The organism is Synechococcus sp. CBW1006 (genome assembly GCF_015840525.1).
GTDB lineage: Bacteria > Cyanobacteriota > Cyanobacteriia > PCC-6307 > Cyanobiaceae > CBW1002.
The window spans coordinates 3,778,641-3,794,696 of sequence record NZ_CP060396.1 but is presented as its reverse complement, the minus strand read 5'-3'; the positions used below and the strand labels follow the sequence as shown (position 1 = coordinate 3,794,696).

Sequence of the window (16,056 nt, the reverse complement as noted above, 5' to 3'; positions counted from 1 at the left end):
CTCTGGGTCCATCCCAGCGATTCAGTTGGGAGAGTTTCAGCGCCACAGGGCATGGCCACCATCGCGCTCAGCAGGAGTGATGACGCCGCAAGCGTGAATCCGGAGGATTAGATACGTCTCACAGGTCGGCTCCAATGCGCCGGCCGCAGCCGTCATCAAAGCAGGACGCCTTCACTCTGCCGTTGCTGTCAAACATCACCTCGACTCGATCACGCTCTCGGTATTCGCCGGGGCGCTGCTCGTAGAGGCTGTTCAGAAAGTTGGGATTGACTACGCAGAACTCACGCCCGTTGAAGCAGATCGTATTGGTTGAGAATTGCCCTGACGCTGACGCGACGGAAACCCAGGCTTTTCCCTTGGGGTCGAAACGTTCGATCCGATTCTCAGGGTCATCGGAGATTCTGATCAGCTCAACCTGCGTGCCGATCCGGTGCCGGTAGTAGGTCACAGTACCCTGATCGTAGACATCCACCCGGCATTTCTGCATCGGCCCCTGCTTGATCGAACAATCGGTTTCCAGTTCGTACAGCGGTTTCTGATCGGGTGGGATGCTCTGGGCTGTGCCAGGAGAGGGATGCAGCATTGCTCCAGCCAGGATCGACGCCCCTGAAAGCAGAAGCGCGAAGTATCGGCGTGCGTGACGTGGCATCACTGGCGTTTATTCCATCTTGCTTCTACTACACTGAGAAGAGATCTTGGTTTGTCCGCTGGCTTAGGCGATTCCGAAACCAAACGTTATGTGCTGACCGGAGATGCGTTTGATTGACTGCCAAAGACGTTTGGTCTTGCCCTTCTCTCTTTCTTTCCCTCAGAGAGGATCACGACAGGTCAGCACCAGTTCCAGAGCAAGATTCTCAAAGCGTTGACGGCAGGTCCGCTCCAGCTGATCCCGCAGGAGATCCACATCCAACGCCGAAAGGGCCATGCCGGGATCGATGTACAGCAACCCCTGAACAGCCCGTCCTAAGGTGAACACGGCGTCGTCAACCAGGCGGATTCCCTGTGCATTCAGTTCCTGCCGGACGATGTTCAGCACTGCCTGGCGGACCGTGGATCTGGCGGCTACGCCACCGAGTTCACTGACCGCATCTCTGAGGCTGCGCAGCGGAGCCACCACTAGGATCCCAGAGAGCAGCAGAACGATCCAGGCATCACTCACCGGCACCATGCCCGCCAGTGGTGTGTCGAGCAGGAGGGGGGTGACGGCAAAGGCCAGTCCCAGGCCGGCACTGATGGCTGCACCCACCAGGGTGGCGCGACGCTCCATGGCCAGCAGCTGGCTCTGTCTGCCCCCTATTTTCCAGTGCCGGTGATGATTCCAGGCGACCAAGAGCCCCAGCGCGGCCATCAGGCATGCGTAGATCACGATTCCACCAATCCAGGGAGGGGTGATGCTGGCTCCATGCCGCTGAGCCAGAATCCTGTCGATCGAGCTGATCGCCGCAAACAGCAGAATCCCCAGCAGCAGGAGGGATCGACTGCCGACATACAGGGTTTCCAGTGCCCAGTAGCCAAAGGGAAAGCGCCTGTCGGGTGGCCGCAGAACCTGGGTGCTCAGGTGTCCGCCGGCAAGAATCATCAAGGCGTTCAGCCCTGATACCAAACCATCGAGGGCGAGAGCCTGGGCATTGCAGAGCCAGGATGCGATCGCCCCAGCCACCGCCATGATCAGATTGACTCCAACCGCAAACTGCAGAGCCCGCGAGTCCTGATTCACCATGACGAGCCTGGACGGTTCTCTTATTTCCAGACAACCGTACTTCAGTGTTTAAGCACGGGGCCGGAACAAGGCACCATTATCTTAGTTGGTCGCGTTCAGATCGCCATCGATCGGATTGAGAGTGTTGAGCCTGTTGGCTGTTCGCCTCAGTGATTCCTGGCTTTCCTGCCTTCATGGCTCTCTAGCCTTCTTCATGATGAGCGTTCAAGATGGTCTTTTTCTCCGTGAGACTTTTGGTGGTCTGGCGTTGAACCGGTGTCCTGTCTTCTATCTGATTGATGGGAAAGGGCTGTTGTTGATTCACTGACTGCTGGCATCAGATATCACTGCTGCTGCGGCAGGTGTTGTGCAGCGTCCATGGGATCGCGTATGAATCACATCCGTCGATGTGTCGGGCGTTGTCTCTATCCGCGTTATTCTTGCGACAGCACCGCCGCCAATTCCAGTCGTTGGCAGGTCGGGCACAATCTGGACCATGGCCATTACGATGTTGGCTCCGCCTATGTGCAGGCCTTCAACTGCCGCTTTGGTCCGAATGACAAGGTTGTGGATTGATGCGGGAACTGAATTCGCCTGAATCCGCAGAGAAGCGACCCTGAATCTGGCAGGGTGCAAGGGATTCCGCCCAGTCGACGCCCCCTTCCCCTGGTGAGATCTCCACAGGCCCCTTCCCTTGGTGCTGCCGCCTCCTCCGCTGCCACGCACACCTCCGCTTCGCCAGTGCTTGAGCTGCTGGACATCGCTGTGGCCGGAAGGGTCGTGGCTGGTGTGGAGCGCCCCCGGCTCCAGGGGGTGACGCTGCGGTTGCAGCCTGGCGACAGCGTGGCGCTGCTTGGTGCCAGCGGCGCCGGTAAGAGCACTCTGCTGGCCGTGGCCAATGGTCTGCTCGAGCCCACGCGGGGTGTGGTGCTCTGGCAGGGGGAGACGCAGGCCCGCACAGGCCGGCGGCGGCGGCGCCAACAGGCCCGCATCGGCACCCTCTGGCAGGACCTTCGCCTGATCGAGGAGCTCAGCGTTCAGCAGAATCTCAACGCCGCACGCCTGGCCCAGTGGGGTTGGCCTCGGGCCCTGCTGAATCTTCTGCTCCCCCTGGAGACGGAGGTCAATGCCCAGGCCCTGCGCCAGGTTGACCTCGATCCCGCCCTGCTCGGTGAGCCCGTTGCCGCTCTCTCGGGCGGGCAACGCCAGCGGGTGGCCCTGGCCCGTCTGCTGCGTCAGCAGCCCACCCTACTGCTGGCGGATGAGCCACTGGCCAGCCTGGATCCGCGCCTGGCCCAGGATCTGCTGGCCCTGTTGCTGGCCCAGGCCGCCCCCCCCCGTGCCCTCTTGCTGAGTCTGCATCGACCTGACCTGATTGGCGGATTCTCAAGGGTGGTGGGCCTGCGCCAGGGCCAGGTGGTCTTCGATGGCCCGCCCAGCGCGATCAGCCCCGAAGCCCTGAAGGCTCTGTATGCCGGAGAGCCCAGCACCGTGGAGGCCCGATGACCACGCTGCCGGCGGTGGACAGGCCCAGGCTGCGGCCCGCCGTGCCGCTCTGGGTGCTGCTGCCGGCGCTGGCGCTGCTGCCGGTTGCTGCCCTGCTGCCCCAGCTGATCCACGGCGGTGGCTGGGATCTGCTGGGTCGTTTCGTCTCTGCGGCGGTGACGCCCTCCCTCGACCCCTTGGTGGTGGGTTCCGCCCTGCAGGGGCTGGGGATCACCCTGGGTGTGGCCCTGCTCGGCTGGGCCCTCAGCCTCGGCCTTGGACTGGCCCTGGGGCTGGCCAGCTCGCGCACGGTGTGGGCCACCTGTGGACTGGGTTCAGCTCCGGCGGGGCTGATCCGCCGTCTGCTGGCGCTGCCCCGCTCGATCCATGAGTTGCTCTGGGGGCTGTTTCTGCTGCAGCTCGTGGGACTGCAGCCGGCGGTGGCGGTGGTGGCCATCGCCCTGCCCTACGGCGCCCTGGTGGCCCGCGTCACCGCAGACCAGCTCGATGCCCTTCCCACCCGCACCCTTGACGCGTTGCGCGCCTGTGGCGCTCCCCCTGGCGCGGCCCTGCTCACGGCCATCGGCCCGCCGCTGTTCCCGCAGGTGCTGAGCTACGGGGGGTATCGCCTCGAGTGCGCCCTGCGCAGCGCCACCCTGCTCGGAGTCTTCGGTCTGGGGGGGATCGGCACCGACCTGCGTCTGACCCTGCAGTCGCTCGCTTTCCACGAACTCTGGACCAGCCTCTGGCTGCTGCTCGCGGCCATGCTGCTGCTCGAGGCCCTGGTGGGTTGGCTGCGGCGGCGCTGGGGCATGCCGGGCCGCCTGGGCCTGAAACGGGCGAGCGTGGGCCGCAGGGGCCGCGAGATCCTCGTCACGGCCCTGGCCTTGCTGCCACTCCTGCTCGCGGCGGCGGCACGGCTTGAGGTGCGCCCCCAGGATCTGCTGCAGTGGCAAGGCCTGCCGGGCCTGGGCCAGGGCGACTGGTCTGGGGTGCTGGCTCTGCCCTGGGGCGACCTGATCGGCACCACTCTGGTGATGACCCTGCTCGCATCAGCCCTGGCGGTGGGCGTGGCGCCGTTGCTGCTGCTGCTGGCGGCACCCTGGGGCTGGGCCCGGGCCGCTCTGCAACTGATCTGGGCCCTGGGCCGGCTCTGGCCCCCACCCCTGACGGCCCTGCTGCTGTTGTTTCTGCTGCAGCCGGGGTTGATCACCGGGGCCCTGGCTCTGGGCTTCCACAACCTCGGCATCCTGGGGCGCTTGCTGCTGGAGGCGGTCGAGAGCGCAGATCCTGGCCCTGAACAGGCCCTGCGCGCCGGTGGCGTCGGCCCCCGACTGGCCCTGCTTTATGGCCGTTACAGCCGGCTGGCCCGCTCCTACCTGGCCTATGGCGCCTATCGGACCGATGTGATCCTTCGGGAATCGGTGGTGGTGGGCCTGGTGGGCGCCACGGGCCTGGGCACCCAGCTGCTGGAAAGCCTCAGCGGCTTTGCCTGGGATCAGATCGCGGCCCTGCTGGCGGTGTATGCCGTTCTCACCCTGCTGGGGGAGGAACTCAGCGACCGGTTGCGCCAGCGGTTGCTGCTCGCCTGAGGCCACCTGGAGACGGCGAAGTTGGCATCAGGGGACCTGCGAACGGCGAACCAGACAACTGCGGGCCCGAAAGCAGCTGACCGGGAAACTGGCAGGGCTGTCGGATCCAGCGGCGAGACTTCCAAGCTCCGAGAACCCCCATGGCGTCGATCGTGCCCGGCCCGACCCGGATTCCCCGAAAACTGGTGGTGCTGGGGGACAGCCTGGTCTACGGCTGGGGCGATCCGGAGCATGGCGGCTGGTGTGAGCGGCTGCGGCGCCACTGGATGGGCCTGCCCCAGGGCCCGGTGCTCTACAACCTCGGGGTGCGGGGCGACGGCCTGGAACGCCTCTCCGCTCGCTTGCCGGCAGAAGTGCACTGCCGTGGCGAGCTGCGCCGCCAGCGACCCCAGGGGATCCTGATCGGCATCGGCCTGAATGACACCGCCCGGGTGGGCCGCTCGGATGGCCGTGAGCAGCTGGAACCGGAAGCCTTTCTGTTCGGCATGCAGCAGTTGCTGCGGGAGGCCCGGCGGATTGCGCCGGTGCTGTTGCTGGGGCTCACCCCGGTGGATGAGGCGGTGATGCCCTATGCCGAGGTTCTCTGGTTTGACCTGGGGTCGGTGCGGCGTTACGAGGGGCTGCTGGAGGAGGCGGCCATGGAGGCGGACGTGCCCTTTCTGCCGCTGCTGGAGACCCTCACGGCCGATCCGCGTTGGTTGCAGTGGATCGAGCCCGATGGGCTTCACCTCAACGCCGAAGGCCACCGGCAGGTGTACGAGCGGGTGTGCCGCTGGCCGGCGCTGCAGCGCTGGGCCGAGCTGGATCCCCGTGTCACCGCCACGCCGGCTGTTTGAGGCGGCAAAGATCACCCGAATGGGTGAGCTGGATTCACCGGATCAGGGGATGTGGGCGCCTGGCCTCCAGGCCGACCGTGAAAGGACGGACGTGATTCCCCCATGGTCGGCTCGATCGTTCCCCTGTTTCGCTCGTCACCCACGGCAGCCTCCACGGAAGCCAGTGCCGCTGCCGCCGGTGCCCCAGCTGCCATGCGGCGCACGGCAGGACCGGCGGATCCGGCCGCCATCAACCGAGCCTGGTTGGCGGCCTACGCCTGCAGCAGCGAAGCTCATGTGCGGCTGCACTGGCGCAATGCCCTGGTGCAGGTCAATCTGCCACTGGTACGGCTGCAGGCCCGACTCCAGGCGGCCAGCACCGATCTGCCCCTCGACGACCTGATCCAGCTTGGAGCGATCGGCCTGCTGCGGGCCATCGAGGCCTTTGACCTTCAGCGGCGCGTCAGCCTCAGCAGCTTTGCGGTTCCGTACATCCGCGGCACGATGCAGCAGTATCTGCGCGATCGGCACCGGCCCCTGCGGGCGCCCTGGCGGCTGCGGCAGCTGCAGCAACGGGTGGAACGGCTCCAGGCGCTTCGCCTGCACGACGGCCAGCCACCGCTGTCCGCCGAGGAGCTGGCCCGCCAGCTCTCCTGCAGTACCGAAGCCCTGGGACAGGCGGCGGATCTGCAGACCTGCGAGCGGTTGCGCTCCCTGGATGCCCCGATCGGCGGGGATGACGGCGAGGGCTGCGGCAGCTGCCTGCTGGACCAGTTGGCTGATCCTTCGGCCTCTGTTTCTCCTGCCTCATCCTCCGCGGAAACCGATCCAGATCCTCAAGATCAGGCCAGCCTGCACTGGCTGCGGCAGCGCCTGGCCCAGCTCAGTCCTCAGGAGCGGCAGCTGCTGAACGGTCGCCATCTGCAGGGCGACACCTGGGTGGCTCTGGGGCGCGAGCTCGGCCTCCATCCACGCATGGCCCAGCGTCAAACCGACGCCCTGCTGCAGCGGCTGCAACGGGAGGCGCAGCAATGGCAGGAGCTCAACCGCCCGGCAATGCAGCAGACGTGAGCAGACGAGCCGCCCCCATCGCCAGCAGGGCGGCCACCAGGGTCTGGAGGCCATTGATCACCTCGTTGGTGAGCCAGGCGACCCGTTGCTGCACGGTGGCGCCGAGCCAGCTCTCCAGCAGGGTGGCCGCCAGCCCCACGGCCGTGACCAGGCCCCAGCTGAACCAGTCCGGCAGCACGCCCAGAGCCAGCAGGATCAGGGCCATCAGGGCACTGCCGGCCAGGCTGGCGGCCGTGCCTTCAAGGCTCACGGCTCCTTCCGTGCCGGGCGGTACCGGCCGCAGGCTGGTGATCAGCAGCGTGTGCCGGCCCCAGCGCTTGCCGATCTCACTGCCGAAGGTGTCCGCCAGCTTGGCGGCAAAACTGGCGGCGAAACCGATCAGCAGCAGCGGCTGCCAGTGCGGGGGGCTCAGGGGCACCAGCACCGCCAGAACGGTGCCGGTGAGGGCCGATCCCCAGACATTCTCCGGCCCGCGGCGGCCGCCTCTGGCTTCGGCGAGACCCTGCTCCTGTTTGCGGCGCAGCCCCAGGCGGGTGACGGCCGACCCCAGAGCCAGGTAGGCCACCACGGCCCACCAGCCGGCGGCCCCCAGGCAGCCCCACAGCAGGGTGCCGAGCAGGCCGGCATGGATCCAGCCGGCACGGGTGAGCAGCGGCAGGGGCTGGGCCAGGCTGATCAGGATTCCATTCAGGCCCAGGGCCAGCAGCCAGTGCGCGGCGGTCTGGGCCGGGATGGCGTTGCTCAGCACAGGGCCAGGGTCGATTGATGTGTTGCACAGATCTAAGCGCTGGGCCGCATCGTGCCGCCGGGAGCGGATAATCGGGCCAGTCTTTCGACGCCGCCATGGTGTTCAAGCTCAAGCCGTCGTTCTTCCTTGAGCTGGGCGGCGACGCCAAGACCCCAGACAGCAAGAAGCCCGCCGTGGTCGTTGCCCCGGCGGCTCAGGAGAAGGCGGAGGCCAAAGCCCCCAAAGCCAGCAAGGACAAAGGTGTCACGGCTGCTGAGGCAGTCGCTCCCGCCATCCAGGAGGCTGCGCCCTCCTCCGGCGTTGAGCTCACCACCGCTGAAGCCATCGCCGCCGAGCTGGCTGCCGCTGCCGCCAGCCGGCCGGCCCCCAGCCTGACCACCTTCGCGCCCGATTGCCTGGTGCCCGGCGCTGCCGTGACCCGCCGCCGCCGTGGTGGCGCCAACCTGGCCGGCTTCCGCAGCATGGCCGCCGGCATGTTCCGCAGTTGAAGTCTGCGGGCATCGCCCCGGCTCAGGTCTGAATCAGCTGCTCCCCAGCTGCGCCCGCCAGGCCACCAGGCGGGCCACGCCGGCCACAGCAGCGGTGGAGCTCCGCAGGATCGTGGGTCCAAGCTGCACCAGCTGCCAGCCAGCGGCCACTGCGAGTTCCTCCTCGCGCTCAGACCAACCCCCTTCCGGCCCGATCGCCAGGGTGATGGTGGCCACAGCCGCGGATGCAGCTGCCGGTGTTGTCGCTGCTGGCAAGGTCGCAGCAGGCGATGTCGCAGCCGAGCAGATGGTCGCTGCAGGTGTAGGACGATCCATGGGCTGCCAGTCCTCACAGGCCTCCTCCAGGCCTGGCAGCTCTCCCTGACGCGTCGTGGCCAGCAGACCCAGTCCCTCCACCGGCACTGACAGGTAGGCAGCCGCGCTCCGCAGCGGTTCCCAGCGCGGCAGCCACAGCCGCTCGCACTGCTCCGCCGCTTCCCGCACGACCGCGCGCCAGCGCTCCGGGATCGCCGGGTCCGCCGCATCGCCGCGCCGGACGCTGCGCTCGGCCTGCAGGGGGCCCAGCTGATCCACCCCCAGCTCGGTGGCCATGCGCAGCACCAGTTCCCCGTCGCGCCGTGGCATCGCCAGGGCCAGGCCAATCGGCAGGGAGGTGGGCTCCTGGCGCTCCAGGGGCTGCCCCAGCGGCTGCTCCAGGTCGGCGCGGCCCGGTTCCTGCAGCTGCGCGGTCCAGAGGCCCCCGCAGCCATCCACCACGGCGAACCGGTCGCCGGGCCGCAGCCGCAGCACCCTGTTGAGGTAGTGGCTCTCCTCCCGGCTGAGGGCGATCCCAGCGTCGCCGCCCTGCCGCAGTCGGTTCGGATCGATCAGTAGGCGGCGCAGTTCCCGGGCCATCGCTCTGGCTCACCCCAAGCCGCTACCCCACCGGTACCTCATTCGTCCTCCAGCTGGGGAAAGAGGCTGTCGGGCTGCTCCTCGATCGGCCAGTCCTCGTTGATGCCGCCCACGACCACCTCCTCGATCTCCACCACGTCGTTGTTGAGTTGCCGCAGGGCGTTGAGCAGCACATCCAGGGCAAAGACATCGCTGGTGCCCATATCCACCCAGCAGCGGGCCCACTCCCCCTGCAGCTCCAGCGGCCCCATGTTGTGCATCAGGGCGGGCAGGGCCCGCTCCGCTTCCTCCTGGTCCACCACCAGCCAGCTCAGATCGGCCGCCTCTTCGTGCAGCTGCAGGGTCTCGGCATTGAAACCGCCGAGCTTGCCGAGGAAAAACCAGCTGTCGAACACCGTTTCCACGTAGCCCCTCTCCCCATGGCCGAGGGGATGGGAGAAGCGCATCCAGATCCAGCAGTTGAACGGGTCGACCTCGCGGAAGCGGATCTCCATGGGGCAGTGCGAACCGGCGTGGTTGCGATCGATGTCTCTCCATCAAACACGCCGCCTCGACCGACCGACTCAGGCGGCGGCCCAGCATGCTGGTGCCATGCTCGAGCTTCAGAACCTTCGTTATCAGCCCGCCACGGCTGCCACACCGGTGCTGCTCGATGTGAGCCTGCGGCTGGAGGTGGGAGAGCCAGCCCTGGTGACGGGGCGCAGTGGCTGCGGCAAGACCACCCTGCTGGAGGTGATCAGTGGCCTGGCCGAAGCCGATCGTGGCCGCATTCTCTGGAACGGTGAACTCCTCTCCAGCCGCCGACGGCGCTGGCTCTGCGGGCTGGTGTTCCAGTTCCCGGAGCGCCATTTCCTCGGCCTCACGCTGGGCCAGGAGCTGAAACTCGGCCAGCGGCGCCTCACCCAGGAGCGGGCCGAGGCGGCGCTGGCCAAGGTGGGGCTCACAGGGGTTTCGCTTCAGCAGGCACCGGAGCGGCTCAGTGGGGGCCAGCAGCGGCGGCTGGCCCTGGCGGTGCAGTTGCTGCGCGATCCGCGGGTGCTGCTGCTGGATGAACCCACCGCCGGGCTCGATTGGACCGTGCGCGATGAGGTACTGCAGCTGCTGCGCAGCATCGCCCGCGAACGGGCGGTGCTGGTGGTGACCCATGAGCCGGAGCTCTTTGGCGATCTGGCACCCCAGCGCTGGCTCCTGGAGAACGGCACCCTCCAGGCCTGCCAACCCCACCCGGGCCAGTCGGCGCAGCGTTCAACCGCCCGACTGGGCTGACCCACGGGCCAGGACACCCCACCGGCGCATCGCCTACCGCCGCATCGTCCACGGCCGCATTGCACTCCGTCGCATCCCCTCTTGGCCGCAGCGCACTGCCTACGATGCCCGTCAGTTGGGTTGCGGGCGGGCCGGTGTGATGGGCGATCAGCTGGTGCGTGCCACCGCCGCCGGGGGCGGTATCCGACTGGTGGCGGTGACCACCACCGTGGCCAGCCGCTATGCCCGCCGTCGCCACGACCTCTCCTTCCTCACCACCGCCTTGCTGGGCAGGGCGATGACCGCCGGTCTGCTGCTGGCCAGCTCGATGAAGGTGGCCCATGGCCGGGTGAATCTGCGCATCGCCTCCGATGGTCCGCTGCGCGGCCTGATGGTGGATGCAGGCCGCGACGGCACCGTGCGCGGCTACGTGGGCCAGCCCAGCCTGGAGCTGGATCTGGTGCGCGAAGCCGATGGCGGCTCCCACTTCGACTTCCGCACGGCCACCGGCACCGGTTACCTGCACGTGGTGCGAGACCTGGGCGAGGGAGAGCCCTTCAGCAGCACCGTTGAGCTGGTGAGTGGTGGCATCGGCGAAGACGTCGCCTCGTACCTGCTCCATTCCGAGCAGACCCCTTCGGCGGTGTTCGTGGGGGAACGGATCGACAGCAGCGGCGTGCGATGTTCCGGAGGGGTGCTGGTTCAGGTGCTGCCCAAGGCGGCCCGGGAACCGGCCTTGGTGGCCCTGCTGGAGGAGCGGTGTCGTGAGATCCGAGGTTTCAGTACTCGGCTGGTCGCCTGTGAGGGCAATCTCAAGGCCCTGCTGGAAGATATCTTCCCGGATCTGGATCCCCAGCTGCTGCAGGAGGGAGAGCCCCACCAGGCGGTGCAGTTCCACTGCCCCTGCAGCCGCCGTCGCAGCGTCAGCGCCCTGAAACTGCTGGGCCGCGACGAACTGAGCGCCATCCTGCAGGAAGACGGCCAGGCTGAGCTCGTCTGCCACTTCTGCAATGAGACTTACCAGGTCAAGGCCCCTGAATTGCAGGAGCTGATCGACGAGCTTGCTGTGGCGTGAGAGTCGCCCCTGAGCCGTCGGCTTGAGGCCACCGGGGGGCTTCAACCGATCAGAAGGGCACCCAGCAGCAGCAGCAGCAGGGCCGGCAGGCTCTGGACCTGGAGAGGCGACAGGGGCAGGGACGGATCGAGGCCGCCGGCCAGCAGGCCGCCGATCACAAGCCCGATCGAGAGCAAGGCAAAACCCCAGCCGACCGCCACAAGCAACCGACCGAGACGGCGCTGCAGGTTGATCACGGCCACGCCGGTGGCGAGGGCCAGCAGCAGTTCCGGTGCTGCGCTCGGGGTGAACAGCAGCAGGGCCAGCAGGGAACCGATGCCGGCCAGGGGAATCCAGAGTTCGGTGCCACTGGCCAATCCCAGGTTGGGCATGCGCAGGGCGGCGCCGGAGAGCCTGGGAACCGCCAGCTGCGGCAACTGGGGCAGGGCGGGCAGGGCCGGCCGGGCTGGCGGCGGCGAGGCCTGTTCCCGCTGGGAGGCGGAACGGGCAGCGAAGCTCACCCGTCCCTGCTGCCTTTCCTTGAGGCGCTCCATCAGCACGGCGTCGTAGGCGGCCTCGATCCGGGAGCGGGCCAGGGGGTCATCGCCCACCTCGTCGAGACGAGCCAGCTTGGCGGCTTGCACGGCGTCGAAACTTGCGTCGGCGGCGATCCCGAGACGCTCATAGGGGTCGAAGGCATCGGCCGCGCGGGACGGCTGATCGGAACCTTGATTCATGGCCAGCTCTGCGTATGGAGGAGCGTATCGAGAACCGGCCACCCTGGGTGGTTCAGCTCAGAACAGCGGATCGCTGCGCTGGTATCCGGATTCCTGCTGCAGACGGCGACGCCAGGCTTCTGCTTCGTCAAAAGGCAGGCGCTGGCGATGCTTGAGCAGCGGCATCTGGGGAGGAAGATGGCTGCCCTCACGCATCTCGACAGCCCCCTGGGCAGGGAGGAAATTGACGTAATCACAGCCCCCGTCGCTGCGGGGACGCACCAGCCAGACCGGCAGCGGCATGACCTATGACCTTCTGTTGCAGAACCTTTCGGTTGGTGAAGAGCAGTCTGGCGGATCCTGCGCCCATCCGCGACCAGCCGAGCTCGCTCCGCAGTCCGGCTGCCCGATGGGCTGCGTTCAGAGCGCGATCGGTTCGACGCCGCTCACCACGGGCGCCACTGCACTGAGCTCAAGCTCGGGATGGTCGTCGTGCAGCTGGTTGAGATTCCAGGTGTTCTTGAACAGCAGCACGGGTCGGTCCCAGGCATCCCGCACGGTTTTGCAGTTGAAGACGCGGCCCACCTGCTCGAGCGCTGGCCAGCCCCCCACCACCCAGCGGGCCACCGAGAAGCCCAGGGGCTCCAGGCGGGTCTGCACGCCGTACTCGTTCTCGAGGCGGTACTGCACCACCTCCAGTTGGAGCGGGCCCACGGCCGCGAGGATCGGATCGCGCTTGCTCTGGTCGGTGTCGTAGAGGATCTGCACGGCGCCCTCCTCGCGCAGCTCGTTCACGCCTTTGCGGAAGCTCTTGAAGGCTGAGGGGTTGGGGTTGCGAAGCCAGGAAAAGATCTCCGGGCTGAAGCAGGGAATTCCCTCGTATTCCACTCTGGGGCCCACATAGAGCGTGTCACCGATGGCGAACATGCCCGGATTGTTGAGGCCGATCACATCACCGGGGTAGGCGTCTTCCACCACCTCCCGGTCCTGGCCGAACAGTTTCTGGGGCCGCGAGAGCCGAATCGCCTTGCCGGTGCGGGCGTGCTGCACCGTCATGTCCTTCTCGAATCGGCCGCTGCAGACCCGCACGAAGGCGACCCGATCGCGGTGCCGCGGATCCATGTTGGCCTGCAGCTTGAACACGAAGCCGCTGAAGCCCGGCCGGATCGGATCCACCGTGCCGGCGCTGCTGCTGCGGGCGATCGGCTTCTGGGCCAGTTCCAGGAAGGCATCGAGAAAGGGCCGCACGCCGAAGTTGGTCATGGCCGACCCGAAGAACACCGGACTCAGTTCCCCGGCGTGCACCAGCTCGAGGTCGAGCTCGGCACCGGCCCCATCGAGCAGGTCCAGTTCTTCCAGGGCGGCCTCCAGCAGATCCGCTTCCACCAGATCGCTGCCGACGGCCTCCTCGACGGACAGCAGCTTCTCTTCGCTCTGGCGGCCCCGCTCGGCCCGCTGAAACAGGATCACCTGCCGGCTGCGGCGATCGATCACGCCGCGGAAGCGATCACCGCTGCCGATCGGCCAGTTCACGGGCCAGCAGGCCAGACCGAGATCGGTCTCGATTTCATCGAGCAGCTCCAGGGGTTCGCGCCCTGGCCGGTCCATCTTGTTGATGAAGGTGAAGATCGGGATCTGTCGCATGCGGCAGACCTCGAACAGCTTGCGTGTCTGAGGCTCGAGTCCCTTGGCCGCGTCCTCCAGCATCACCGCGTTATCTGCGGCCGCCAATGTGCGGTAGGTGTCTTCGGAGAAGTCCTGGTGGCCGGGGGTGTCGAGCAGGTTGATCGTGCTGCCGCTGTAGTCGAACTGCAGGACCGTGGAAGTGATCGAGATGCCGCGCTGCTTCTCCAGCTCCATCCAGTCGGAGGTCACCTTGCGCTGTTCGCCCTTGGCCTTCACGGCACCGGCCTGCTGGATGGCGCCCCCGTAGAGCAGCAGTTTTTCGGTGAGGGTGGTCTTACCGGCGTCCGGGTGGGAAATGATCGCGAAGTTGCGCCGCCGGCCCACCGCCTCGGCCAGGGCGGCGAGCTCGGGGTCGGCGGCGCTGCTGGCCGCTGCTGAGGGGGACTGGGCTGTGCTCGTCATGCACCCCAGCCTGACAGGCAGCCCCTGCTCAGGGCTGACTGGAGTTCACCTGCCCTTATCCCGAGGGTCGCTGTGATCAGAGGCCCGCTCAGCAGGCGGATCCAGGACCAGCTGAACTGGCGCTTTGGTCTGGTTCCCCACGACTCCCTGCCGGACCCCACCCTGCCGCTCAGCCTCCGCAGCGGAGTGGTGCTGATCAATTCCGGACAGCCGATCGACAGATTGATACAGCAGGCCGATCAGGGGATGGATGAGGCCAACCATGGCTGAGGCAAAACATGGCTGAGGCCAAAGGGCTCGGGCGCAAGCGGGGGGGTGCCGATCCAGGTGCCATGGGAATCATAAAACTGAATCAGGCTGAGCCCGGGCCTGGGTCCAGGATCACGCAGATGCGGCCTGCCTCCTTGGCCCGATAGAGGGCTGCATCTCCTCGGGCCAGGGAATCGAGGATCCGGTCTTCGGAGTTCTCCTCAAGGCAGCCGCCGATACTCACCGTCACGATCAGGTCAAGCCCATTCAGCTGCACAGGCTCGGCTGCCATGGCGCTGCGCACTCGTTGAGCCAGCTCCGTCAGGCCCGCCAGAGTTGTGCCACGCATCAGCACGAAGAATTCCTCTCCTCCAAGGCGACCCGCCGTATCAGAAGTGCGCAGGGCTCCCTTCAGCTTCTGGCTGAAATGCTCCAGTACCAGATCCCCACTGGCGTGGCCGTAGGTGTCGTTCACCCGTTTGAAATGATCCAGATCCAGCATCAGAATTCCCAGCCGTCAATCCGTGTTGCGTTGATACACCAGCCAGGTCTGCCGCAGTTGTTCCATGAAGCCGCGATAGTTGGCCAGATTGGTGAGCCCATCGGTGGTGGCCTGCAGCTCCAGTTTTTCATAGGCGCGAGCTTCTCGCTGGATGCTGCTGAATCGGTTTGTGGACCGACCGACTTAAGAGTTTGCTGAAAAACCCCGCCGCCTCTGCGAAAATAGGGCAACTGCCCCAGGTTTGATGCGAGGTCAGCAGGAGCGCAGCGGCTCCTTGTTCTCCTACGTCTCGATCGAGGAGCGGATCCCGACCAGCCATCCACTCAGGCGGATTCGCAAGCTGGCGGATCAGGCCCTCGATCGACTCAATCCCACCTTCTGCAGGTTGTATGCCTCAGAAGGGAGACCATCGGTGCCGCCAGAGCAGCTGCTGCTGGCCTCGTTGTTGCAGGCGTTCTACGGCATCCGCTCCGAGAGGCTGCTGCTGGAGCAGGTCCACTACAACCTGCTGTTCCGCTGGTTTGTGGGCTTGAGCCCTGACGATGCGATCTGGCATCCGACCACATTCACCAAGAATCGTGATCGGCTCCTCACTGACGACGTCATGGGGCTGTTCCTGGAGAAGCTGATGGGAGCACCCGAGGTCAAACCGCTGCTCAGTGACGAGCACTTTTCGGTGGACGGCACGTTGCTCCAGGCCTGGGCGTCACACGCTTCCTTGGAGCGGATCGATGGCCAGGAGGATCCTCCGCCTCCGCCCACAGGTCCTGGCGAAGGATTCGGTGCTCCCAAAGAGGGAAAGAAGCGCGCCAAAGGGGACTTTCGCGGCATCAAGCTCAGCAACGAGACCCACCGCTCCAGCACCGATCCTGAGGCACGGCTGGCCCGGAAATCGAATGCCCATCCAGCGCAGCTGAGCTATCGGGGCCATGTCCTCATGGACAACCGCCACGACCTGATCGTCGATTGCCGCGTCACCCAGGCCACGGGCACCGGTGAGCGGGATGCCGCCAAAGAGATGGCAGCAGACCTCACCGGTGCCCACCAGAAGACCGTCGGCGCCGACAAGAACTACGACACCAAAGGGTTTGTCGCTGAGATGCGGCGGATCGGTGTCACGCCCCACGTGGCCCAGAACACGGCCCGCAGCGGTGGCTCAGCCATTGATGGCCGCACCACCCGTCACGTGGGCTACTCCAAATCGATCAACGCCCGCCGGGGGATCGAAAAGGTGTTTGGTTGGATCAAGGCGTTCGGAGGGCTGCGCCAGTTCAAACTGCGCGGTACCGAGAAGGTCGGCGCCGTGTTTGGCCTGCATGTGATCGCCTACAACCTGATCCGCCTGGGCAACCTGCTCAAGCCCGCGATGGAGGCGGCATGAACAGCCCGTTGTCCAGAGGTGTGCCCAAT

18 protein-coding genes are annotated in these 16,056 nt (G+C 66.5%); 9 read left to right on the top strand and 9 right to left on the bottom strand.

Annotation, left to right across the window (positions count from 1 at the left end; all coding sequences use genetic code 11):
* Positions 1–118: 118 nt before the first annotated feature.
* Both H8F26_RS18775 and H8F26_RS18770 read right to left on the bottom strand, forming a co-directional pair.
* Positions 119–583, bottom strand: a complete 465-nt coding sequence (locus H8F26_RS18775; RefSeq protein WP_197156502.1) for a hypothetical protein — start codon at positions 581–583, stop codon at positions 119–121.
* Between the two features lie 225 nt (positions 584–808).
* Positions 809–1,666, bottom strand: a complete 858-nt coding sequence (locus H8F26_RS18770) for a cation transporter (protein ID WP_231605672.1) — start codon at positions 1,664–1,666, stop codon at positions 809–811.
* Positions 1,667–2,440: 774 nt separating this feature from the next.
* On the opposite strand from H8F26_RS18770, the gene H8F26_RS18765 reads away from it, so the two are divergent.
* From H8F26_RS18765 to H8F26_RS18750, 4 genes are all read left to right on the top strand, one after another.
* Positions 2,441–3,205 carry an ATP-binding cassette domain-containing protein gene (locus H8F26_RS18765; protein ID WP_197159350.1) on the top strand — a complete coding sequence of 255 codons (765 nt, stop codon included), beginning with the start codon at positions 2,441–2,443 and terminating at the stop codon, positions 3,203–3,205.
* Positions 3,202–4,776, top strand: a complete 1,575-nt coding sequence (locus H8F26_RS18760) for an ABC transporter permease (RefSeq protein WP_197156498.1) — start codon at positions 3,202–3,204, stop codon at positions 4,774–4,776. The genes H8F26_RS18765 and H8F26_RS18760 overlap by 4 nt, the downstream gene beginning before the upstream one ends.
* 140 nt (positions 4,777–4,916) lie before the next feature.
* Positions 4,917–5,612 (top strand): GDSL-type esterase/lipase family protein, encoded by a 696-nt coding sequence (locus tag H8F26_RS18755; RefSeq protein ID WP_197156497.1) that lies wholly within the window; start codon positions 4,917–4,919, stop codon positions 5,610–5,612.
* A 102-nt stretch (positions 5,613–5,714) separates the two neighbouring features.
* Positions 5,715–6,662 (top strand): sigma-70 family RNA polymerase sigma factor, encoded by a 948-nt coding sequence (locus H8F26_RS18750; RefSeq protein ID WP_197156495.1) that lies wholly within the window; start codon positions 5,715–5,717, stop codon positions 6,660–6,662.
* On the opposite strand, the gene H8F26_RS18745 is transcribed toward H8F26_RS18750, so the two are convergent.
* A complete protein-coding gene (locus H8F26_RS18745; RefSeq protein ID WP_197156493.1) occupies positions 6,634–7,410 on the bottom strand; it encodes a DUF92 domain-containing protein in 777 nt (258 codons plus the stop codon). The genes H8F26_RS18750 and H8F26_RS18745 overlap by 29 nt on opposite strands.
* Positions 7,411–7,505: 95 nt before the next feature.
* Here H8F26_RS18745 and H8F26_RS18740 point away from each other — a divergent pair, with 95 nt between their 5' ends.
* Positions 7,506–7,898 carry a hypothetical protein gene (locus tag H8F26_RS18740; RefSeq protein ID WP_197156491.1) on the top strand — a complete coding sequence of 131 codons (393 nt, stop codon included), beginning with the start codon at positions 7,506–7,508 and terminating at the stop codon, positions 7,896–7,898.
* Between the two features lie 33 nt (positions 7,899–7,931).
* Here H8F26_RS18740 and H8F26_RS18735 read toward each other — a convergent pair whose 3' ends face one another.
* The gene (locus H8F26_RS18735) at positions 7,932–8,792 is read right to left on the bottom strand and encodes a 16S rRNA (uracil(1498)-N(3))-methyltransferase (protein WP_197156490.1); all 861 of its coding nucleotides are present in this window, start codon (positions 8,790–8,792) and stop codon (positions 7,932–7,934) included.
* Positions 8,793–8,830: 38 nt separating this feature from the next.
* Positions 8,831–9,286, bottom strand: a complete 456-nt coding sequence (locus H8F26_RS18730; RefSeq protein WP_197156488.1) for a DUF3531 family protein — start codon at positions 9,284–9,286, stop codon at positions 8,831–8,833.
* Between the two features lie 97 nt (positions 9,287–9,383).
* Between H8F26_RS18730 and H8F26_RS18725 the strand changes: the two genes are divergently transcribed.
* The gene (locus H8F26_RS18725) at positions 9,384–10,058 is read left to right on the top strand and encodes an ABC transporter ATP-binding protein (protein WP_197156486.1); all 675 of its coding nucleotides are present in this window, start codon (positions 9,384–9,386) and stop codon (positions 10,056–10,058) included.
* Between the two features lie 139 nt (positions 10,059–10,197).
* Positions 10,198–11,112, top strand: coding sequence for an Hsp33 family molecular chaperone HslO (hslO, locus tag H8F26_RS18720; RefSeq protein ID WP_197156484.1), 915 nt, complete (start codon positions 10,198–10,200; stop codon positions 11,110–11,112).
* 41 nt (positions 11,113–11,153) lie between these two features.
* On the opposite strand, the gene H8F26_RS18715 is transcribed toward hslO, so the two are convergent.
* From H8F26_RS18715 to H8F26_RS18705, 3 genes are all read right to left on the bottom strand, one after another.
* Entirely contained in the window at positions 11,154–11,828 is a 675-nt protein-coding gene (locus tag H8F26_RS18715) for a CPP1-like family protein (RefSeq protein ID WP_197156482.1), read from the bottom strand.
* A gap of 57 nt (positions 11,829–11,885) precedes the next feature.
* Positions 11,886–12,110 carry a hypothetical protein gene (locus tag H8F26_RS18710; protein ID WP_197156480.1) on the bottom strand — a complete coding sequence of 75 codons (225 nt, stop codon included), beginning with the start codon at positions 12,108–12,110 and terminating at the stop codon, positions 11,886–11,888.
* Between the two features lie 117 nt (positions 12,111–12,227).
* The gene (locus H8F26_RS18705) at positions 12,228–13,895 is read right to left on the bottom strand and encodes a peptide chain release factor 3 (RefSeq protein ID WP_197156478.1); all 1,668 of its coding nucleotides are present in this window, start codon (positions 13,893–13,895) and stop codon (positions 12,228–12,230) included.
* A 72-nt stretch (positions 13,896–13,967) separates the two neighbouring features.
* On the opposite strand from H8F26_RS18705, the gene H8F26_RS18700 reads away from it, so the two are divergent.
* Positions 13,968–14,165 (top strand): hypothetical protein, encoded by a 198-nt coding sequence (locus H8F26_RS18700; RefSeq protein WP_197156477.1) that lies wholly within the window; start codon positions 13,968–13,970, stop codon positions 14,163–14,165.
* Positions 14,166–14,247: 82 nt separating this feature from the next.
* Here H8F26_RS18700 and H8F26_RS18695 read toward each other — a convergent pair whose 3' ends face one another.
* A complete protein-coding gene (locus H8F26_RS18695; RefSeq protein ID WP_197156475.1) occupies positions 14,248–14,646 on the bottom strand; it encodes a GGDEF domain-containing protein in 399 nt (132 codons plus the stop codon).
* A 244-nt stretch (positions 14,647–14,890) separates the two neighbouring features.
* Between H8F26_RS18695 and H8F26_RS18690 the strand changes: the two genes are divergently transcribed.
* Positions 14,891–16,027, top strand: coding sequence for an IS5 family transposase (locus H8F26_RS18690; RefSeq protein WP_197153730.1), 1,137 nt, complete (start codon positions 14,891–14,893; stop codon positions 16,025–16,027).
* Positions 16,028–16,056 lie beyond the last annotated feature (29 nt).